General features: G+C 62.0%; 11 protein-coding genes. 4 read left to right on the top strand and 7 right to left on the bottom strand.

The genetic code is table 11. The features are described 5' to 3' along the window. Positions 1-6 precede the first annotated feature (6 nt). Positions 7-888 carry a LysR family transcriptional regulator gene (locus tag FYK34_RS02520; RefSeq protein WP_149294908.1) on the bottom strand — a complete coding sequence of 294 codons (882 nt, stop codon included), beginning with the start codon at positions 886-888 and terminating at the stop codon, positions 7-9. A 117-nt stretch (positions 889-1005) separates the two neighbouring features. Between FYK34_RS02520 and FYK34_RS02515 the strand changes: the two genes are divergently transcribed. Continuing rightward, complete coding sequence (locus FYK34_RS02515; protein ID WP_231137354.1) at positions 1006-2139, top strand: agmatine deiminase family protein; 1134 nt, start codon at positions 1006-1008, stop codon at positions 2137-2139. A gap of 323 nt (positions 2140-2462) precedes the next feature. On the opposite strand, the gene FYK34_RS02505 is transcribed toward FYK34_RS02515, so the two are convergent. From FYK34_RS02505 to FYK34_RS20385, 3 genes are all read right to left on the bottom strand, one after another. Then, positions 2463-3740, bottom strand: a complete 1278-nt coding sequence (locus tag FYK34_RS02505; RefSeq protein WP_196782590.1) for a RelA/SpoT domain-containing protein — start codon at positions 3738-3740, stop codon at positions 2463-2465. 448 nt (positions 3741-4188) lie between these two features. After that, the gene (locus tag FYK34_RS02500; RefSeq protein ID WP_149294906.1) at positions 4189-5529 is read right to left on the bottom strand and encodes a glutamine synthetase family protein; all 1341 of its coding nucleotides are present in this window, start codon (positions 5527-5529) and stop codon (positions 4189-4191) included. 10 nt (positions 5530-5539) lie between these two features. Further along, positions 5540-5701, bottom strand: coding sequence for a hypothetical protein (locus FYK34_RS20385; RefSeq protein WP_168209623.1), 162 nt, complete (start codon positions 5699-5701; stop codon positions 5540-5542). 187 nt (positions 5702-5888) lie between these two features. Between FYK34_RS20385 and FYK34_RS02495 the strand changes: the two genes are divergently transcribed. Both FYK34_RS02495 and FYK34_RS02490 read left to right on the top strand, forming a co-directional pair. Next, a complete protein-coding gene (locus tag FYK34_RS02495; protein ID WP_149294905.1) occupies positions 5889-9176 on the top strand; it encodes a DUF748 domain-containing protein in 3288 nt (1095 codons plus the stop codon). A gap of 164 nt (positions 9177-9340) precedes the next feature. After that, positions 9341-12196: an adenosylcobalamin-dependent ribonucleoside-diphosphate reductase gene (locus FYK34_RS02490; RefSeq protein WP_149294904.1), complete on the top strand. Its 2856-nt coding sequence runs from the start codon at positions 9341-9343 to the stop codon at positions 12194-12196. A 144-nt stretch (positions 12197-12340) separates the two neighbouring features. Here the strand turns inward: FYK34_RS02490 and FYK34_RS02485 are convergent, their stop codons facing one another. Continuing rightward, positions 12341-13237: a LysR family transcriptional regulator gene (locus FYK34_RS02485; RefSeq protein ID WP_196782588.1), complete on the bottom strand. Its 897-nt coding sequence runs from the start codon at positions 13235-13237 to the stop codon at positions 12341-12343. 124 nt (positions 13238-13361) lie between these two features. Here FYK34_RS02485 and FYK34_RS02480 point away from each other — a divergent pair, with 124 nt between their 5' ends. Continuing rightward, a complete protein-coding gene (locus FYK34_RS02480) occupies positions 13362-14375 on the top strand; it encodes an MBL fold metallo-hydrolase (protein WP_231137353.1) in 1014 nt (337 codons plus the stop codon). A gap of 433 nt (positions 14376-14808) precedes the next feature. Here FYK34_RS02480 and FYK34_RS02475 read toward each other — a convergent pair whose 3' ends face one another. Both FYK34_RS02475 and FYK34_RS02470 read right to left on the bottom strand, forming a co-directional pair. After that, positions 14809-15150, bottom strand: coding sequence for a hypothetical protein (locus FYK34_RS02475; protein ID WP_149294902.1), 342 nt, complete (start codon positions 15148-15150; stop codon positions 14809-14811). A 421-nt stretch (positions 15151-15571) separates the two neighbouring features. Further along, on the bottom strand, positions 15572-16132 hold the full coding sequence (locus FYK34_RS02470) for a murein L,D-transpeptidase catalytic domain-containing protein (protein ID WP_149294901.1): 561 nt from the start codon (positions 16130-16132) through the stop codon (positions 15572-15574). Between the last annotated feature and the right edge of the window lie 72 nt (positions 16133-16204).

Here is a 16204-nt window from a genome sequence, read left to right as displayed (position 1 = left end):
GCCGGCTCAGGCCTCTTCCGCCTGCCGCGCCAGCCAGGCGTATACCTCAGCGACAATGGCGGCGCGCGGCTGGCCCTGGATGCGCGCCAGCCAATACTGCGCGCCGTCCACGGCCGGATAACCCGCCACCGCCTGCAGGCGGCCATCGGACAAGGCCTCCGCCGCCAGCAGCTTGGGCAGGCAGGCCAGGCCTTCGCCGCGCAGCGCGGCGTCCAACAACAGCCTGGCATCGTCATACATGCCCACGCGGCGAAAACCGGCCAGATGCGCGCGGAACAGTTCGCCGGCGCGCGGATCGGTAAAGCCATCCTCCAGACACAACAGTCCCGCCTCGCTCGGCTGCCGCTCCAGCGGCAGCGCGGCCAGCCGATGCGCCAAATCCGGCGCGGCGGCCATCAGCCAACCGTCGCGCAGCCAACGCCGCTCCATCACATCCGGCTGCTGCAAGGGCCGGTCCGCGATCACGATGTCCACGTCTATTTCATCGACAAAACGCGCGCTCTCGTCGGTGGACAGCAGCAGGCTCAGCTGCGGCAATGCGCGCCTCAGCTCGGCCAACCTAGGCTGCAGCCAGCCCTGGGCCAACGCGGCCGGACACACCAGCACCACCAGCCCCGGGTCCATATAGCCGGCGATGCGCCCCAGCCCGCCCTGTAAATTGTCCAGCGCCCGCCGCACGCTCTGCTGCAGCACCTCGCCCGCCACCGTCAGCTCCACTCCGCGGCCCACGCGGCGGAACAGCGGCTGGCCCAATTGCTGCTCCAACTGCTGCACCTGATGGCTGATAGCCGATTGCGACAGGCACAGCTCGTCCGCCGCGCGGGAGAAATTGCCGTGGCGGGCGGCGGCCTCAAAGCCCAGCAATAGTTTCAGGGAAGGAATGCGCATGTCTAACCATGATGAAAGTTGATTAATTGAGCCAATTATTATCAATTTTCAAAACAGCGGCCACACCGCACAATGCCGCCGACTATGCCTAAACCAAGCAAGCATGAGGAGCCGATGATGAACCGACGCCATTTCCTGCGAAACGCCACCCTGCTGTCCGGCAGCGCCCTGCTGGGCGGCTGCCTGGCCGGCGGCTCCAGCCAGGCTGAAGCCCAAAACGCCGCCGCGCCGAAAGACCGGCTGCAGACCTCCGGCTGGCGCATGCCGGACGAAGCCGAGCCGCACGCCGCCACCTGGATGGCTTTCGGCCCGCGCGCGGAAATCTGGGGCGACAAGTTGCTGGGGCCGGCCCGCAGCCATCTGGCCGGCATCGCCCGCGCCATCTCCCAGTTCGAGCCGGTGCGCATGCTGGCGCCGCAAGAAAACCTGGAACTGGCGCGCCGCCTATGCGGCGACAGCGTGCAATTGATCGCCCAGCCGCTAGACGACTTGTGGATACGCGACACCGGGCCGGTGTTCGTGCGCGACGCGCAAGGCCAATGGGCCGGCGCCGGCTTCAACTTCAACGGCTGGGGCGGCAAGCAATCCCATGCGAAGGACGCCAAGGTGGCGGCGGCGGTCTGCGGCCAAGCCGGCGTCAAGCGGCTGGCCAGCTCGCTCACCTTGGAAGGCGGCGGCCTGGAAGTGGATGGCGACGGCACCGCCATCATCACGGAAAGCTGCGTGCTGAACCGCAACCGCAACCCCGGCGTCAGCAAGGCGGCCTGCGAGGCCGAATTGAAACGTCTGCTGGGCGTGGACAAGGTGATCTGGCTGCCCGGCATCGCCGGCCGCGACATCACCGACGGCCACACGGACTTCTACGCGCGCTTCGTCCGCCCCGGCGTGGTGATCGCCGGCTTGGACAGCGATACCTCATCCTTCGACTACGCCGTGACGCAAAAGCATCTGCAAATCCTGCGCCAGGCCAGCGACGCCAAGGGACGCCGGCTGCAGGTCATCACCCTGCGCGGACCGGACAAGATCCGCCCCGCGTTCGAGAACCGGGAATTCGCCGCCGGCTACGTCAATTTCTACGTCTGCAACGGCGCGGTGATCGCGCCGCAATTCGGCGACGCCGACGCCGACGCCAACTGCCGCGACATCCTGCGCGAGCAATTCCCAAACCGCGAGATCGTGCAGCTGAACATAGACGCGATAGCGGCCGGCGGCGGCGGCATCCACTGCGCGACGCAGCAGCAGCCGGCGTGAAGCAGGCCAATCCGCATTGTTATGGATAGGTTGCTGCGCGCTCATATGGGACGAAGCTGTTCATCCAGAGAGCGCGTTTTCTCAATGACTACATCGCCGGTATGCAGCATCACTTTGCGCTCGACCAGCATCAGCAAGCATTCTTGCTCGGCTAGGCATCCGCAGGAATGGGACTGTAGGGCTGAATAAAATGAAGCCCAACGTTTACCTAAAGAATAGAGCCATGAAATATGATTTCACCCTTCGCGGTAAACGTTGGGCTTCGCAAGCCTATCCCAACCTACGGCTCTGAATTAGCTTGAATGTATTGTTATGCAGCAAGTTCAAGAGACCAGCTTGTCAATCTCAGGGCGAGCTTTGATGTTGAGGGATACAGGGCCAGCAGCAGACTCTCGGAGAACAAGTCCCTGTTGAACCAATTTATCCAAAGCTGCATCAAGATTTTTAACGTCTTTGCAAAAGTGATTTCGCAATGTATCTTGAGCTACTGTCTTTTGCCCCCAAAAGTGTTTGGTATAGAGTTTGAGCAGAATTTGGCGACCAGAAACGTCTATTGCGCCAATTTTTTCAAAGCCCTGAATTGATTCATCTAGGCTTTCTAATATCTTGTCGTAGTCTTCGATACCGAAGTAGTGGCTGTGAGTTCGCCTAACTGTTGCAACGCGCGAAGAACCGATGAGTACAACCTCAAAATTTCTTTCAACAGGAAATTGGTTCTCATAGCGGACATATGCTTCGATTGCTTCATCTGGTGTCTTGCCAACAATGTCCCAACTCACAAACTGTCCAGTATTCCAGTCAAATACAATAATCCAATTATTTATTGGACTGGCACTTCGTCTTTCTTTCTCCGATAGAGTAAGGATGATATCATCATTAACATGGCTATCTATTGCATTAGATGAATCTACATTTCGAATTATTCTTTCCGCATCCTTCTTTGCTACGTCAATTTCGAGTCTTAAACGAGCTGATGGTGTTCTACCCGATTCAATCTCAAAGAAAGCATCAGATAGTTTTTGAAAGTACGAAATTACGATTGAATCACCCTCTCCTTCTTTAAGATGATGCCCATAGATGACGGATGTGCGTTCAATACTCTCAGCCCAATAATGCTGAATCCGACTGCGAATTTGCAACTCTAGCTTTCTGTCGTTGCGTTCAAGAAGAAAATGGACAGAACGATACCCTGTTATATCGCGGCCTTTCTCTCTATAATCCGTTACTCTTTTAAGTTTCAAGTCAACGGTTTTTGAAATTTTATCTTTTAAGAACTGAACAAGTTGGTCCACAAGTTCGTTCTTTTCTACAATTATTCTGCAACCTCCAATATCTTGGAGCTGAGTAAGGCGTACGCTGAGGCGGTTAAGCTTACGGACTATTTGAGGTTTGCGCTTTAGGCGCTGCGCAATGTAATAGTCGTGTCCGTATTCATTGAGCCAGGCTTGAAGTTCCAGAGTGGTCTCTGAAAGCGGTTCCAAATGTGATTTTCTATACTCATCGAAGGCCTCCTCGAGGTCGATCATGTCCTCCACATCGTGAAAGCTGTCCTTCGCAAGCGCATCCCCCGCCTTGTCAATTTTGCTTTTCGTGAGTACCAATGCAATATCCTCCTAGTAGCTAACTTATAATTAGCCACCCGACATGACGGGTGAAAACTCCCATATTTTGGTTTGCAAAAAATATGCCGTCAAGATTTCTCATTAAAATCATCACGACACCAATCGTCTTGCTTCTTGCAGAGACCTAAACTAAACGAAACACGCCACTCACCAGAGGCTGCTGGAAAGCTGTGTTTGCAGGAACAGATTCATGTCCATACTGGGTAAAACACTACCGTTTGCGCGCCGAGCATGGAGATGTGGACAGGATTCGCCGCTTCATTCTATTTCATGGCAAGCGTCCCCCGCGCGGCAGAACAAGTGCTTGCCAATGGCACGAACCGCGGAGGTGCCACGCGCTTGCACCTCCCGCCCCCATTCCAACGTCTAGCACAAAAACGCCCTCCAACCCACAGGGCGGGAAGGCGTGGGCGCCAGGTCGGTACGGCTAGACGTGCAATAGCAGGAAGCGCCGCTCCCAGGGGCTGATCACGTCGAAGTACTCTCGGTACTCCGCCTCCTTGATCGCCGCGTAAGTCTCGACGAAGTGCTCGCCGAACAGCTCCGCCAGCGGCTGGCAACGCAGCAGCATGTCGATGGCGTCGTCCAGGTGGCGCGGCAGCTGGTGCGGCTGTTCGTAGGCGCTGCCGGTCAGCGGCTCAGACGGCTCCAGCTGCTCGCGCATGCCCAGATAGCCGCAGGCCAGGCTGGCGGCCATCGCCAGATAGGGATTGACGTCCACGCCGGCCAGGCGGTTTTCCACCCGCCGCGCTTCCGGCCCGGAGTGCGGCACGCGCAGGCCGCAGGTGCGGTTGTCGTAGCCCCAGCTCAGGTTGATGGGCGCCGAGGTGTAGCGGCTGAGCCGGCGGTAGGAGTTCACGTACGGCGCGAAGAAGGGCATGGCTGCCGGCAGGTACTTTTGCAGGCCGCCGATGAAATGCAGGAAGGCCGGCGACGGTTCGCCATTGTCCTGGCTGAAGATGTTGCTCCCGCTGGCGATGTCCACCACGCTCTGGTGCATGTGCATGGCGCTGCCGGGCTGCCCCTGCATGGGCTTGGCCATGAAGGTGGCGTACATATTGTTGCGGATGGCCACCTCGCGCACCGTGCGCTTGAACAGGAAAACCTGGTCGGCCAGCTGCAGCGGGTCGCCGTGGTCCAGGTTGATCTCCATCTGCGCCGTGCCCATTTCATGGATCAGCGTGTCCAGCGCCAGGCCTTGGGCCTCGCACCAGTCGTACATCACGTCGAAGATGTCGTCGTATTCGTTGACCGCGTCGATGGAAAAGCTCTGCATGCCGGCTTCGGTGCGGCGGGTGCGGCCCACTGGCGGCCGCAGCGGCAAGTCCTCGTCCGGCTGGATTTCCACCAGGTAGAACTCCATCTCTGGCGCGATCACGGCTTTCCAGCCTTTTTCCTCGTACAGTTTCAAGATGCGCTTGAGCACATTGCGCGGCGCCAGGTCCACCGCCTGGCCGTCAAAGCTGTAGCAATCATGGATGATCTGCGCCGTCGGCTCCTTGTTCCACGGCACCGGCCGCAGGGTGCTGGCGTCCGGGATCAGCTTCATGTCCGGGTCCGCCACCGAGGTGAAGTCGCGCTCCGGATAGTCGCCGGTCACTGTCATGGACAGCACGGCCTCCGGCAGGCGCAGGCCTTCGGCGGGGTTATACTTGTGGCGCGGCACGATCTTGCCGCGGGCGAGGCCGGTCATGTCCGGGATCAGACACTCCACCTCGGTGATATGGTTCTGGTCTAGCCATTGATTGATGGTATGGGCACTGTCCATAAAGCCTCTGTTACGTGTGGGCGCCGGAGCTGCCTAGCAGCCGGGCGGGGTTGGCCAGCGTGTTGCGCCGACTGGCCTGGAGCAGGAACAGGCAGCGGTCCGCCAGCAGCGGCAAGCTGGCCGCCGTTGAAAATATGGTGAATGACCGGCGCGGCCGGTGGCGATGCTGCAAAATTTTCGTCCTTTCGTGATCAAGATTGGATTCATTCGGCGTTCAAGATTTTGAACACCATTCCATCCTAGCCAGCTCTCGCGCCGCCAGGCAACGGTCGATGCGGTTTCGATGGTCACACCCGGTCAACATTAGGACAAACAACGCAACAGGACGGCGGCCTGAAACTGCATTAGAATTAAACGATATGAATACCCACGCCCAGGCCGAACCGGCCGCTCCCTCCCCCGCTCCTCGAAAACCGCGCCGCTGGCTACGCTGGCTGGCCCTCGCGCTCGCTTTGCTGCTGGCGTTCTGGGCCTTTCTTGGCCTGGCCGCGCCCAAGCTGCTGCAACAAGGCGCCGTCGACTGGGCGCGCAAGCATGGTCGGCAGCTGAGCATAGACAAGGCAAGCATCGTGCCCTGGAGCATGGAGCTGACGCTGAGCGGCGTGGCGCTGCGCGAAGGCGACGGCCGCCCGCTGTTCCAGGCTCGGCGGCTGTATCTGAACGCGGATCTGTATGCCCTGTTGTTTGGCCGCTGGCAGGCCAGCGAGTTCTCGCTGGACAGCCCGCAGCTGTGGCTGGAGCGCGATGCCGCCGGCCGCTGGAACTGGGAAAAGTTCGCGTCGGACATTTCCGGTCCGGCCCGCCTGGACGCCGGCTCCACGCCGGAAAAACTACCGCGGCTCAAGATAGACGCCATCTATCTGCGCAACGGCCAAATCCGCCTCAGCGACCATGAAGTGGGCCAAGCCGAGCATTTCCGGCTGATGCCGATCAACCTGAGCCTGAGCAATCTGTCCACGCTGGCAGAAAATGGCCGCTACGCGCTGCACGCCGAGCTGGAAGGCGGCGGCCGCTTCGACTGGCGCGGCAGCATGCAGCTGCAGCCCTTGCAGTCCAGCGGCGAGGCCCATGTGCAAAACCTGCCGCTGGCCACCGCCTGGGATTATGTGAAACCCTTCCTCGCCGTGGACAAGCCGCAAGGCGCGCTGAGCGCGGACGCCCGCTACCAACTGGACCTCAGCGGCAAAAAGCCGGAGCTGACCATCTCCTCGCTGCGCGCCGGGCTGAGCCAGCTGAAGCTGAAGGGGCCGGACGGCGCCGAGCTGGAGTTGCCGGAAATGAAACTAGAAGGCGGCGCGCTGGACCTGTCGCACGCCTTGCTGACCATCTCCAGCGTAGAGCTGAACGGCGGCCGCCTCAGCGCCGGCCGCGACGCGCAAGGCCGGCTGAACTGGCTGCGCGCCCTGCCGCCCACGCCGCCCGCCCCAGCCGGCGCGCCCGCCGCCGGCAAACCGTCGCCCTGGATCGTCAAGATAGACAATCTGCGCTTTCAGGACTGGCGCGCCGCTTGGCGCGATCAAACCTTCCAGCGCCCGCTGCTGCTGGAAACCCAGCTGCCCTTGCTGCAGGCCAAGCTGACGCAAGACCCGGAGCGCGGCCTGCGGCTGGAGGGCGCCGGACTCAAACTGGCCGGATTCAGTCTGGCCAGCGGGGGCGGCGCGCCCTGGCTGAGCCTGGCCGGCGCGGAGCTGGCGCCCACGCGGATAGACCTGAGGCAACGCCGCATCCAGCCCGGCGATATTTCCGCCTCCGGCCTGAAGCTCTCGCTGCAGCGCGAACGCAACGGCCAGTTGCAGCTGCAAAAACTGCTGGCGCAACGCAAGCTGCCCGCCGCCGCGCGCGAGTCCGGCCCCGGCTGGCGGCTGTCCTACCCTACGATGCAGTTGCGGGACGGCGCCGTGCATTGGCGCGATCTGGCCCTGCCCCACCCCCTGGACTATCGGCTGGACAATATCGACGCGCGCCTGCAAGCCAGCGGCGACGCCGGACTGGCGCTGGCGCTTTCCGCCCGCGCTGGCAGCGGCGGATTCAACGCCAAGCTCGACATCGACCCCGCCGCGCCGTCCGCGCGCGGCGACATCCAGCTGCGCGCGCTGCCGCTGGCGCCGTTGGCGCCGTACGCCTTGTCCGGCACGCCGCTGAAGCTCACGGGCGGCGCGGCCAGCGCGGACCTGAAGCTGGATGCGGCCTCCGCCGGCAAATGGCGGCTGGACGGCCAGCTCAAACTGGCCAAAATGGCGCTGCAAGAGCCGGGCGAAGCCCTGCCCCTGCTGGGCTGGCACGCGCTGAGCCTGAGCCAGCTGCAGGCCCAGGGCATGCCGCTGAAGGTGAGCATCAACGACGTGCGGCTGGATCAGCCGCGCGCCCGGCTGATCCTGGACCCGCAGCGCCGGCTGAACTGGCAGCGCATTTTCTCCGCCCAGTCCGGCAAGCCCGCCTCCGGCAAATCCTCGCCCTTGCCGCAGGTGGACGTGCGCAGCATCCATGTGCGCAACGGCGCGGTGGAGTTCGCCGATCACGGCATGAATCCGGACTTCGCCACCCGCATGCATCACCTGCGCGGCAGCATTCAGAACCTGTCCACTCACGCCGGCAGCCGCGGCCGCATCACGCTGGACGGCGCGGTGGACCAGTACGGCGAGGTCAAGGTGCGCGGCGCGCTGGCGCCCCTGTCGCCCACCGACAGCACCGACATCTCGCTCAACTTCCATAATCTGGCGTTGAACAGCCTCAATCCGTACTCGATGAACTTCGCCGGCTGGCAGGTCAAGGACGGACGGTTGTCGCTGGAGCTGCGCTACCTGCTGGACAAGCGCCAGCTCAAGGGCGAAAACCGCATCGTGATCGACTCCATCCAGCTGGGCGATGAGCTGAAGGGCGACAAAGGCCCCCACCTGCCGTTGCGCCTGGCCGTGGCCTTGCTGGAAGACAGCAACGGCCGCATCGACCTGGACCTGCCGGTGGCCGGCAGCCTGGATGATCCGCAATTCAGCTACGGCCAGATCGTGTGGAAGGCCATCGTCAACGTCGTCACCAAGGTGGTCACCGCGCCCTTCCGCGCGCTGAGCGCCCTGCTGGGCGGCGAAGGCTTCGACGACATCCGCTTCGTCGCCGGCGAGGCCCACGTCAGCCCACCCGAGCGCGAGAAGCTGGACAAGGTGGCGGAACTGATGGCCAAACGGCCCGGCATGCAGATCGCCATCTCCGGCGGCTACGCGCCGGACGCGGACAGCGCGCAGCTGGCGCGCGCGCGCATAGACGCGGCCGTGCTGGCCGCCGCCGGCCATGCGCCGCAAAACGACGAGCCGCTGCCGGCGCTGGATTTGAAAGACCAGCAGACCCAGGCAGCGATCAAGACCGTCTACGCGCGCAAGATAGGCCGGCTGAAGCTGATCGGCCACCTGTTGAAGCCGGGCGGCCCGTCCGGCGAGGCGCTGGCCACGCTGTTGCGCGACGAAATGCTGGCCGACGAAAAAGTCAGCCAGACCGACCTGCTCAAACTGGCACAGTTGCGTGGAGACAACGCCCGCAAGGTGATGCTGAAACGCCAGCCAGAACTGGCCGATCGCCTCACGCTGGCCGCGCCGCAGAAGACTTCGGCCAACCGCGACGGGGTGGAGCTGGCGGTGAAGATCACTGCGAAATGAGCCCGGAATAGGCTGGCTGCGCTACAATCTCAGCCCGCACCCGACACAACAGCTTGCGTTTCAAACCCGGACGGCGTAACAACATATAGTGTGCTACGCCGTTTTCTCATGCCACGCAACCATGCCGTCGTCGTTGATCACCGATACAGAAGGATGAGCGTTCCATGCAGCAGGAAAACATCGCCGCCATGGCGGAACAGGACATCTCGCGCGAGGTATTGCTGGAAAAATACGCCAAGAACGGCGAACAAAGCGTCAGCGAAGTGCGCCGCCGCGTCGCCCGCGCGCTGGCGGCGCTGGAAACCGACCCGGCCCGCTTCGAGCCGCTGTTTTTCGAGGCGCTGGATCATGGCTTCATCCCTGGCGGCCGCATCAATTCCGCCGCCGGCACCGAACTGTCCGCCACCCTGATCAACTGCTTCGTGCAGCCGGTGGGCGACTCCGTTTCCGAAACTGAACACGGCAAGGTAGGCATCTACCAAGCGCTGCTGCAAGCGGCGGAAACCATGCGCCGCGGCGGCGGCGTGGGCTACAACTTTTCGCGCATCCGCCCCAAGGGCGCGCATGTCAAAGGCACCAATAGCCGCGCTTCCGGCCCCGTTTCCTACATGCGCGTGTTCGACCGCAGCTGCGAGACGGTGGAATCGGCCGGCGCGCGCCGCGGCGCGCAGATGGGCGTGCTGGACATCAGCCACCCGGACGTGGAGGACTTCATCCACGCCAAGGACCAGGGCGACCTGCGCAACTTCAATATCTCCGTGGGCGTGTCCGACGACTTCATGCGCGCGGTGGAAGCCGACGGCGACTGGCAGCTGACCCACGCAGTGCCCCCCAACTCCAGCGCCTTCCCGGACAGCTTCCAGCGCGAGGACGGCCTGTGGGTGTACCGCACCGTGCGCGCCCGCGAGCTGTGGAAGCAGATCATGGCGTCGACTTACGACCACGCCGAGCCGGGCGTGCTGTTCATGACCCGCATCAACCAGGACAACAACCTGTCCTATTGCGAGGTCATCGAATCCACCAACCCGTGCGGCGAGCAGCCGCTGCCGGACTACGGCTGCTGCGACCTGGGCTCGATCAACCTCACCCGCCACGTGCGCGCGCCATTTGGCGACAAGGCCAGCTTCGATTTCAAATCGTTTGAAAAAGTGGTGCGCATGGCCATCCGCATGCTGGACAACGTGCTGGACCTGACCGTGTGGCCGCTGCAGGAACAGGCGCGCGAGGCGCAGAACAAGCGCCGCGTCGGCCTGGGCTTCACCGGCCTGGGCGACGCGCTGATCATGCTGAAGATACGCTACGACAGCGAGGAAGGCCGCCGCTTCGCCGCCCGCATCGCCGAAAGCATGCGCGACGCCGCCTATGACGCGTCGGTGGACCTGGCCGTCGAAAAAGGCGCCTTCCCGCTGTTCGACGCCGATCAGTACCTGGCCGCGCCGCACTGCGCCAGCCGCCTGCCGGAGAAGATCCAGGCGCGCATCCGCAAGCACGGCATCCGCAACTCCCACCTGTTGTCCATCGCCCCTACCGGCACCATCTCGCTGGCCTTCGCCGACAACGCGTCCAACGGCATCGAGCCGCCGTTCTCCTGGTTCTACACCCGCAAGAAGCGGATGGCGGACAACAGCCAGCAAGAATACCTGGTGGAAGACCACGCCTACCGCGTGTGGCGCATGCAGGGCGGCGACACCGCCCGCTTGCCGGATTACTTCGTCTCCGCGCTGGAAATGAGCGCGCTGGACCATATGCGCATGGTGGCCGCCGTCGCGCCCTATGTCGACACCGCCATCTCCAAGACCGTCAACGTGCCGGCCGATTACCCGTTCGCGGATTTCGAAAGCCTGTACCTGGAAGCCTGGCGCAACGGCCTGAAGGGCATCACCACCTACCGTCCCAACAATGTGCTGGGCTCGGTCTTGTCCGTGGAGCCGACGCCCAGCGCCGCCGCCGCGCCGCAAGACCTGTCCGGCGCCGCCAGCGACCCGGACCGCCGCGTCACGCTGAATACCGCGCCCACGCCAGCCCTGTCCAGCCTGAAGTGGCCCAACAGACCCAAGCTGAAGGAAGGCAACCCGTCCTGGACCTTCATGGTGGAAGGCGACGCCGGGGACTTCGCCGTGGTGGTGGGCCATATGGAAAACGGCCGCGCCCAGCCGTTTGAATGCTGGGTCAACGCCACGGACGAGCAACGCGGCCTGTCCGCCATCGCCAAGACGCTGTCCATGGACATGCGCTGCCGCGACCGCGCCTGGCTGGCCGCCAAGCTGGACGCGCTGTCGCGCGCCAACGGCGATAAGCGTTACCGCTTCACGCTGGGCGACAAGACCATCCACGCCACGTCCGCCGCCGCCGCGCTGGGCCAGGTGGTGCGCCACCGCGTGGAACAACTGGGCGCATTGCAACTGGAAGCAGGCGAAGCCACCCCGGTGATGGACGCGCTGTTCGCGCGCAAGGAGCCTAAGTCCGGCAGCGACGGCACCATGAGCTGGTCCGTCGACGTGGTGAACCCGCAAACCGGCGACGACTTCGTGCTGTTCGTCAAGGAACTGGTGCTGCCCAACGGCCAACGCCGGCCGTACTCAGCCTGGCTGGCCGGCGCCTACCCGCGCGAGCTGGACGGCCTGTGCAAGATGCTGTCGCTCGACATGCGCGTCATCGACCCGGCCTGGATAGGCCTGAAGCTGCGCAAACTCTTAAACTACGCCGAGCCGCAAGGCGACTTCTTCGCCCGCATCCCCGGCATGGACAAGTCGCAAAGCTGGCCGTCCACCGTAGCCTACTTGGCGCGGCTGATCATCCACCGCTACGCCATGCTGGGCGTGCTGACCGAGGAAGGCGTGCCAGTGGAGGAAATGGGCGTGATGGCGCCGGAGCAAAGCGACTTGTTCGCCCTGGAAGCCCCTACCCTGCTCAAACCGCTGGCCGGCAAGCCCTGCCCGGAATGCGGCAACCACGCGCTGATCAAGAAGGACGGCTGCGAATTCTGCACCGCCTGCGGCCATGTGGGGGCATGCGGCTAAAACCGCCTTGTGGCGGTCCGGCCCATGCTGAAACTTATGGCGGATCGCCCCGACGGGGCATCCGCCCTACGCGCTAAAGCAAATGCCCAATCGTAGCGAGGGTTGGCCAACGGCCAACCCTCGCCACATGGCTCCCTATCACCATTAAGCCGGCGCGCTATGCGCGGCGCTCTCCACCACGCCGCGCAGCCACTCCAGCGCCGGATCCCTGTCCTTGACCGCATGCCAGAACATCGATAGCTCGATTTCAGGCGACGGCAGCGGCAAGGGATGGGCGCGCAGATTCTGGCAATAGGACCAATGCCGGGCCAGGGCGGAAGGCACGCTGGCCAGCGCCGCCACCTCGCGCAGCAAGCTGGGCAGCGCGCTGAATTGCTGTGTGGTGTACTGCACCTGCCGCCGTAAACCACGCTCCTCCAGCAACCGGTCTATGCCGCTCTGGAAAGCGCCGCGATACGTCACCAGCACATGGGGATGGGCGATGTAATCCTGCAGGGTGAGCGGGCCGGCCAGCTTCAGCCCCGCCTCGTGCGAGATGCAGCTGAAGCCCATCCTGGCCAGCGGCATGCTGCGCATCCAGCCCGGCCGCTCCGGCAGCGTCGCCACGCCCAGCTCCATCTCGTGCCTCTCCAGCATGGCCGCGCCTTGGAAGGGATCGGTCGCCTTGACCGCGACGCGGATGCGCGGCGCTAGGCGGCGCAGTTCGGCGAACACCCGCGGCATCAGCCACACCTCCACCCAATCCGGCATGGCCAAGGTGAATGTGCGCTCGGCGTTGGCGGCGTCGAAACGCTCTGGCTGGAACAGCGCAGCCTGCACGTTCTGCAACGCCGGCAGCAGCTCCGCCTCCAGCGTCAAGGCACGCGATGTCGGCTCCATGCCTGCCGCTGTGCGCACCAGCAGTTCATCGTCGAACAAGGCGCGCAGCCTCCCCAGCGCGCCGCTCACCGCCGGCTGGCCAATGAACAGCCGCTCCGCCGCGCGCGATACGCTGCGCTCGCGCATCAGCACCAAAAAGGTCACCAGCAGATTCAGATCCACCGCACGAAAATCTCTTTCGCTGATAGTCATTATCTTTTTAATCGATTTGAATGATGTGACTGCGTATTGGAACATGGCTGCATTCCCGCAAGCAAACTGCTGCGGCACATCATCAGGAGCCAGCATGACTTTCCAACGCCTTCGCGCCCTCTCCGCCCTCGTCGCCAGCCTGGGCATGGCCCTCCCCGCCGCCGCGCTGTTGCCGGCCAGTCCCGCCTACGCCGCCGCGCCGCAGTTGCGCGTCCAGGCGCCCGGTTATTACCGGATGATGCTGGGCCAGTTCGAAATCACCGCCCTGTCCGACGGCACGGTGAAGGTCCCGCTGGACAAGCTGCTGACCAGCGAGCATCCGGAACAGGTGCAGCGCTTGCTGACCGAAGACTTCCAGAAACCCTCGCAGGCGGAAACCTCGATCAATGCTTTCCTGATCAATACCGGCTCCAAGCTGCTGCTGGTGGACACCGGCGCCGGTCATCTATTCGGGCCTAAGGTAGCGGGACAGTTGCCGGCCAATATCCGCGCCGCCGGTTACAAGCCGGAAGACATAGACGCGGTATTGCTGACCCATGTGCATCTAGATCATTCCGGCGGCCTCACCGAGGCCGGCAAGGCGGTCTTCCCCAACGCAGACGTCTATCTCAGCGAGAAAGAGGCGGATTTCTGGCTGCATCCGGCCAATAAGGCCGGGATGAAAGCCGATGGCCAATCGGGCTTCGACCAGCGCAAGGGCTTCGACCAGGCTCAGGCCTCGCTTGCCCCTTACCTGGCGGCCGGCCGAGTCAAAACCTTCGCTTACGGCGCCGAGCTCTTCCCCGGCATCCGCGCCATCGCCGCGCCGGGCCATACGCCAGGCCACGCCTTTTATGAGGCGCAAAGCGAAGGCCAGCGCATGCAGTTTTGGGGAGACGTGATCCACGCCCAGGCCGCGCAGTTTGCCCACCCCGAAGTGGCCATCCGCTTCGACGTGGACTCGCCGGCCGCCATCCAGCTGCGGCGCAAGGCGCTGGCCGATGCCGCCCGGCAAGGCTATTGGGTCGCCCCCGCCCACGTCTCCTTCCCCGGCTTCGGCCATGTCCGCCGCGCCGGCAAGGCATACACCTGGGTCCCCGCCAATTACAGCCTGGACGGACTGAACTAAAACATTATCGAAAACCGCGGCGGCTTGCCTGCAGGACTGGCTATCGTGTAGATATCCCAGGTACGCGATACAGCAGCATCCAAACCACTCAGCAAGCGCCGCCACACCGCCATCATAGACATGACCCGCAGGGAGGAATCCCGGCAAAGCCGGGAGTTCCGCCACGATGCAGCCAACTCGTCACAAATAAAACATCAATCAGTTATCCGGGGTACGCGGTAAAAAACTCTAAAACCCACAGACCATATGATTCTTGATAAATTTTCCCCACACTCCCAAACACCATAGCATCTATTTTAAAAATTCATTCCATTATTACAATTTTTCAGCCCAAAATAAATCATGTAAAACACCACAACTTCTTATGACAAACATTGGACTAAGAAAATCAGAATAGGCCATACTTTATAAGCCATGCCCAAGTTAAAATTCCTTATGGAATGGCTACCATTCTCTCACCACACACATACACATCCAGCTGTCTCACCTCAACCAACGCACTAGAGAACGCATCATTAGCCTTGGCAATCAATACCCCTTCAATCACAGCTTCATTACAATAGCTATACAGACCACCACCAAATGCAGGAACTTTAGCTAAAAGTATTTTCTTTAACTCCGGCACATCCAGATAGATTGCCTTACCCCTTGTTTCAATATCATCTTTACTAGAAACCACGTATCCAACATCTCCTTTCATTACAAAGATGGCTTCAATTGTCACCAACTTTCCAGAAAGGTCTGACATTGCATTAAGTGCTTCATAAACGTTCATACCAAACTCCTATCATGGCTTCTTCCCAGTAAACACAACCTGCCCTGAAAATAAGGGACAGACCACAATTTCCATCAACTCCACCAGATGAAATTATACGAGGTCCGCCCCCCTATTTCTCGGCACGCAGGCGAGTGAGCCCCATCTGTTCGTGCGTGATCGGCTTACCCGTGCCGCCGGTCAACTTGCCGGCCTTGTGGGCTCTGCGCCAGTTGGCGAGCGTCTACTTGGAAATACCCGGGCCATGCGTGAGCTGGACCAGTGGCTTGCTCTCGGACTTAATTTGTCTGGAAACTTCTTGTTGGAATTCTGGCAATGTAACTCTGCCGTGGAATCTTCGCATGCCAGCTTACCGGGCAACGCTTGGCATTCGAAATCTGCGCCCGACCTCAATGCGCCGTTGAGTCCGACTCGCCGCGAGTCAACCATGCGTGGCAATGCAATGGATGTAAGAGCCGCCTTGCAGCATATTGATCAAGCCCACGCTGTATTGCGGGTCTATCGCCAGGCTGCCGTCTGAACACCCCAAGACGCCGTTCTGACGAAGATAATCTTGCGACGCGTAATCCGCGCCATGCATGGACAGGTTGCGCGCCCGCATGCCGGCGTTGTCCTTGCCCATGCCGTCCAGCCGCAAGGACAGGCCATGCGGGCCGAAAAAGGTATCCGAAGCGCGGCATACGCCCAGGCAGGATGCGAGCGAGCCCGCCTCATCGGAAAAACGCCGGCTCCAACGCAGTTCATCGTCCACGACGGATCCGCGGCCATGCGCTACCAGAAAACGCTGGACCGAGCCCTCCAGCGTGTCGAACACGAACAGCCTGGGTTCGGTGGACGGCAGGCTGAAATCCGCTACCGCCCAATACATCAGGCTGGCGCGGGGATGACGTTGCCTTTGAACTTGCAGCATGTCCAACACGGCGATATCAGGCAGATCCTCCTGCCGGCACAGCCGCAACAGCGTTTCTTCCAATGCGCTCATTCGGTCCCCCAGCCTGTCCACCCGGCCTCCTCAAGCCGGCTTTTCATTCTAGTCGCTCCGTCTCATTCCACC

This window comes from Chromobacterium paludis, assembly GCF_008275125.1.
Classification (GTDB): domain Bacteria; phylum Pseudomonadota; class Gammaproteobacteria; order Burkholderiales; family Chromobacteriaceae; genus Chromobacterium; species Chromobacterium paludis.
This window is presented reverse-complemented; position numbering and strand designations above follow the sequence as displayed.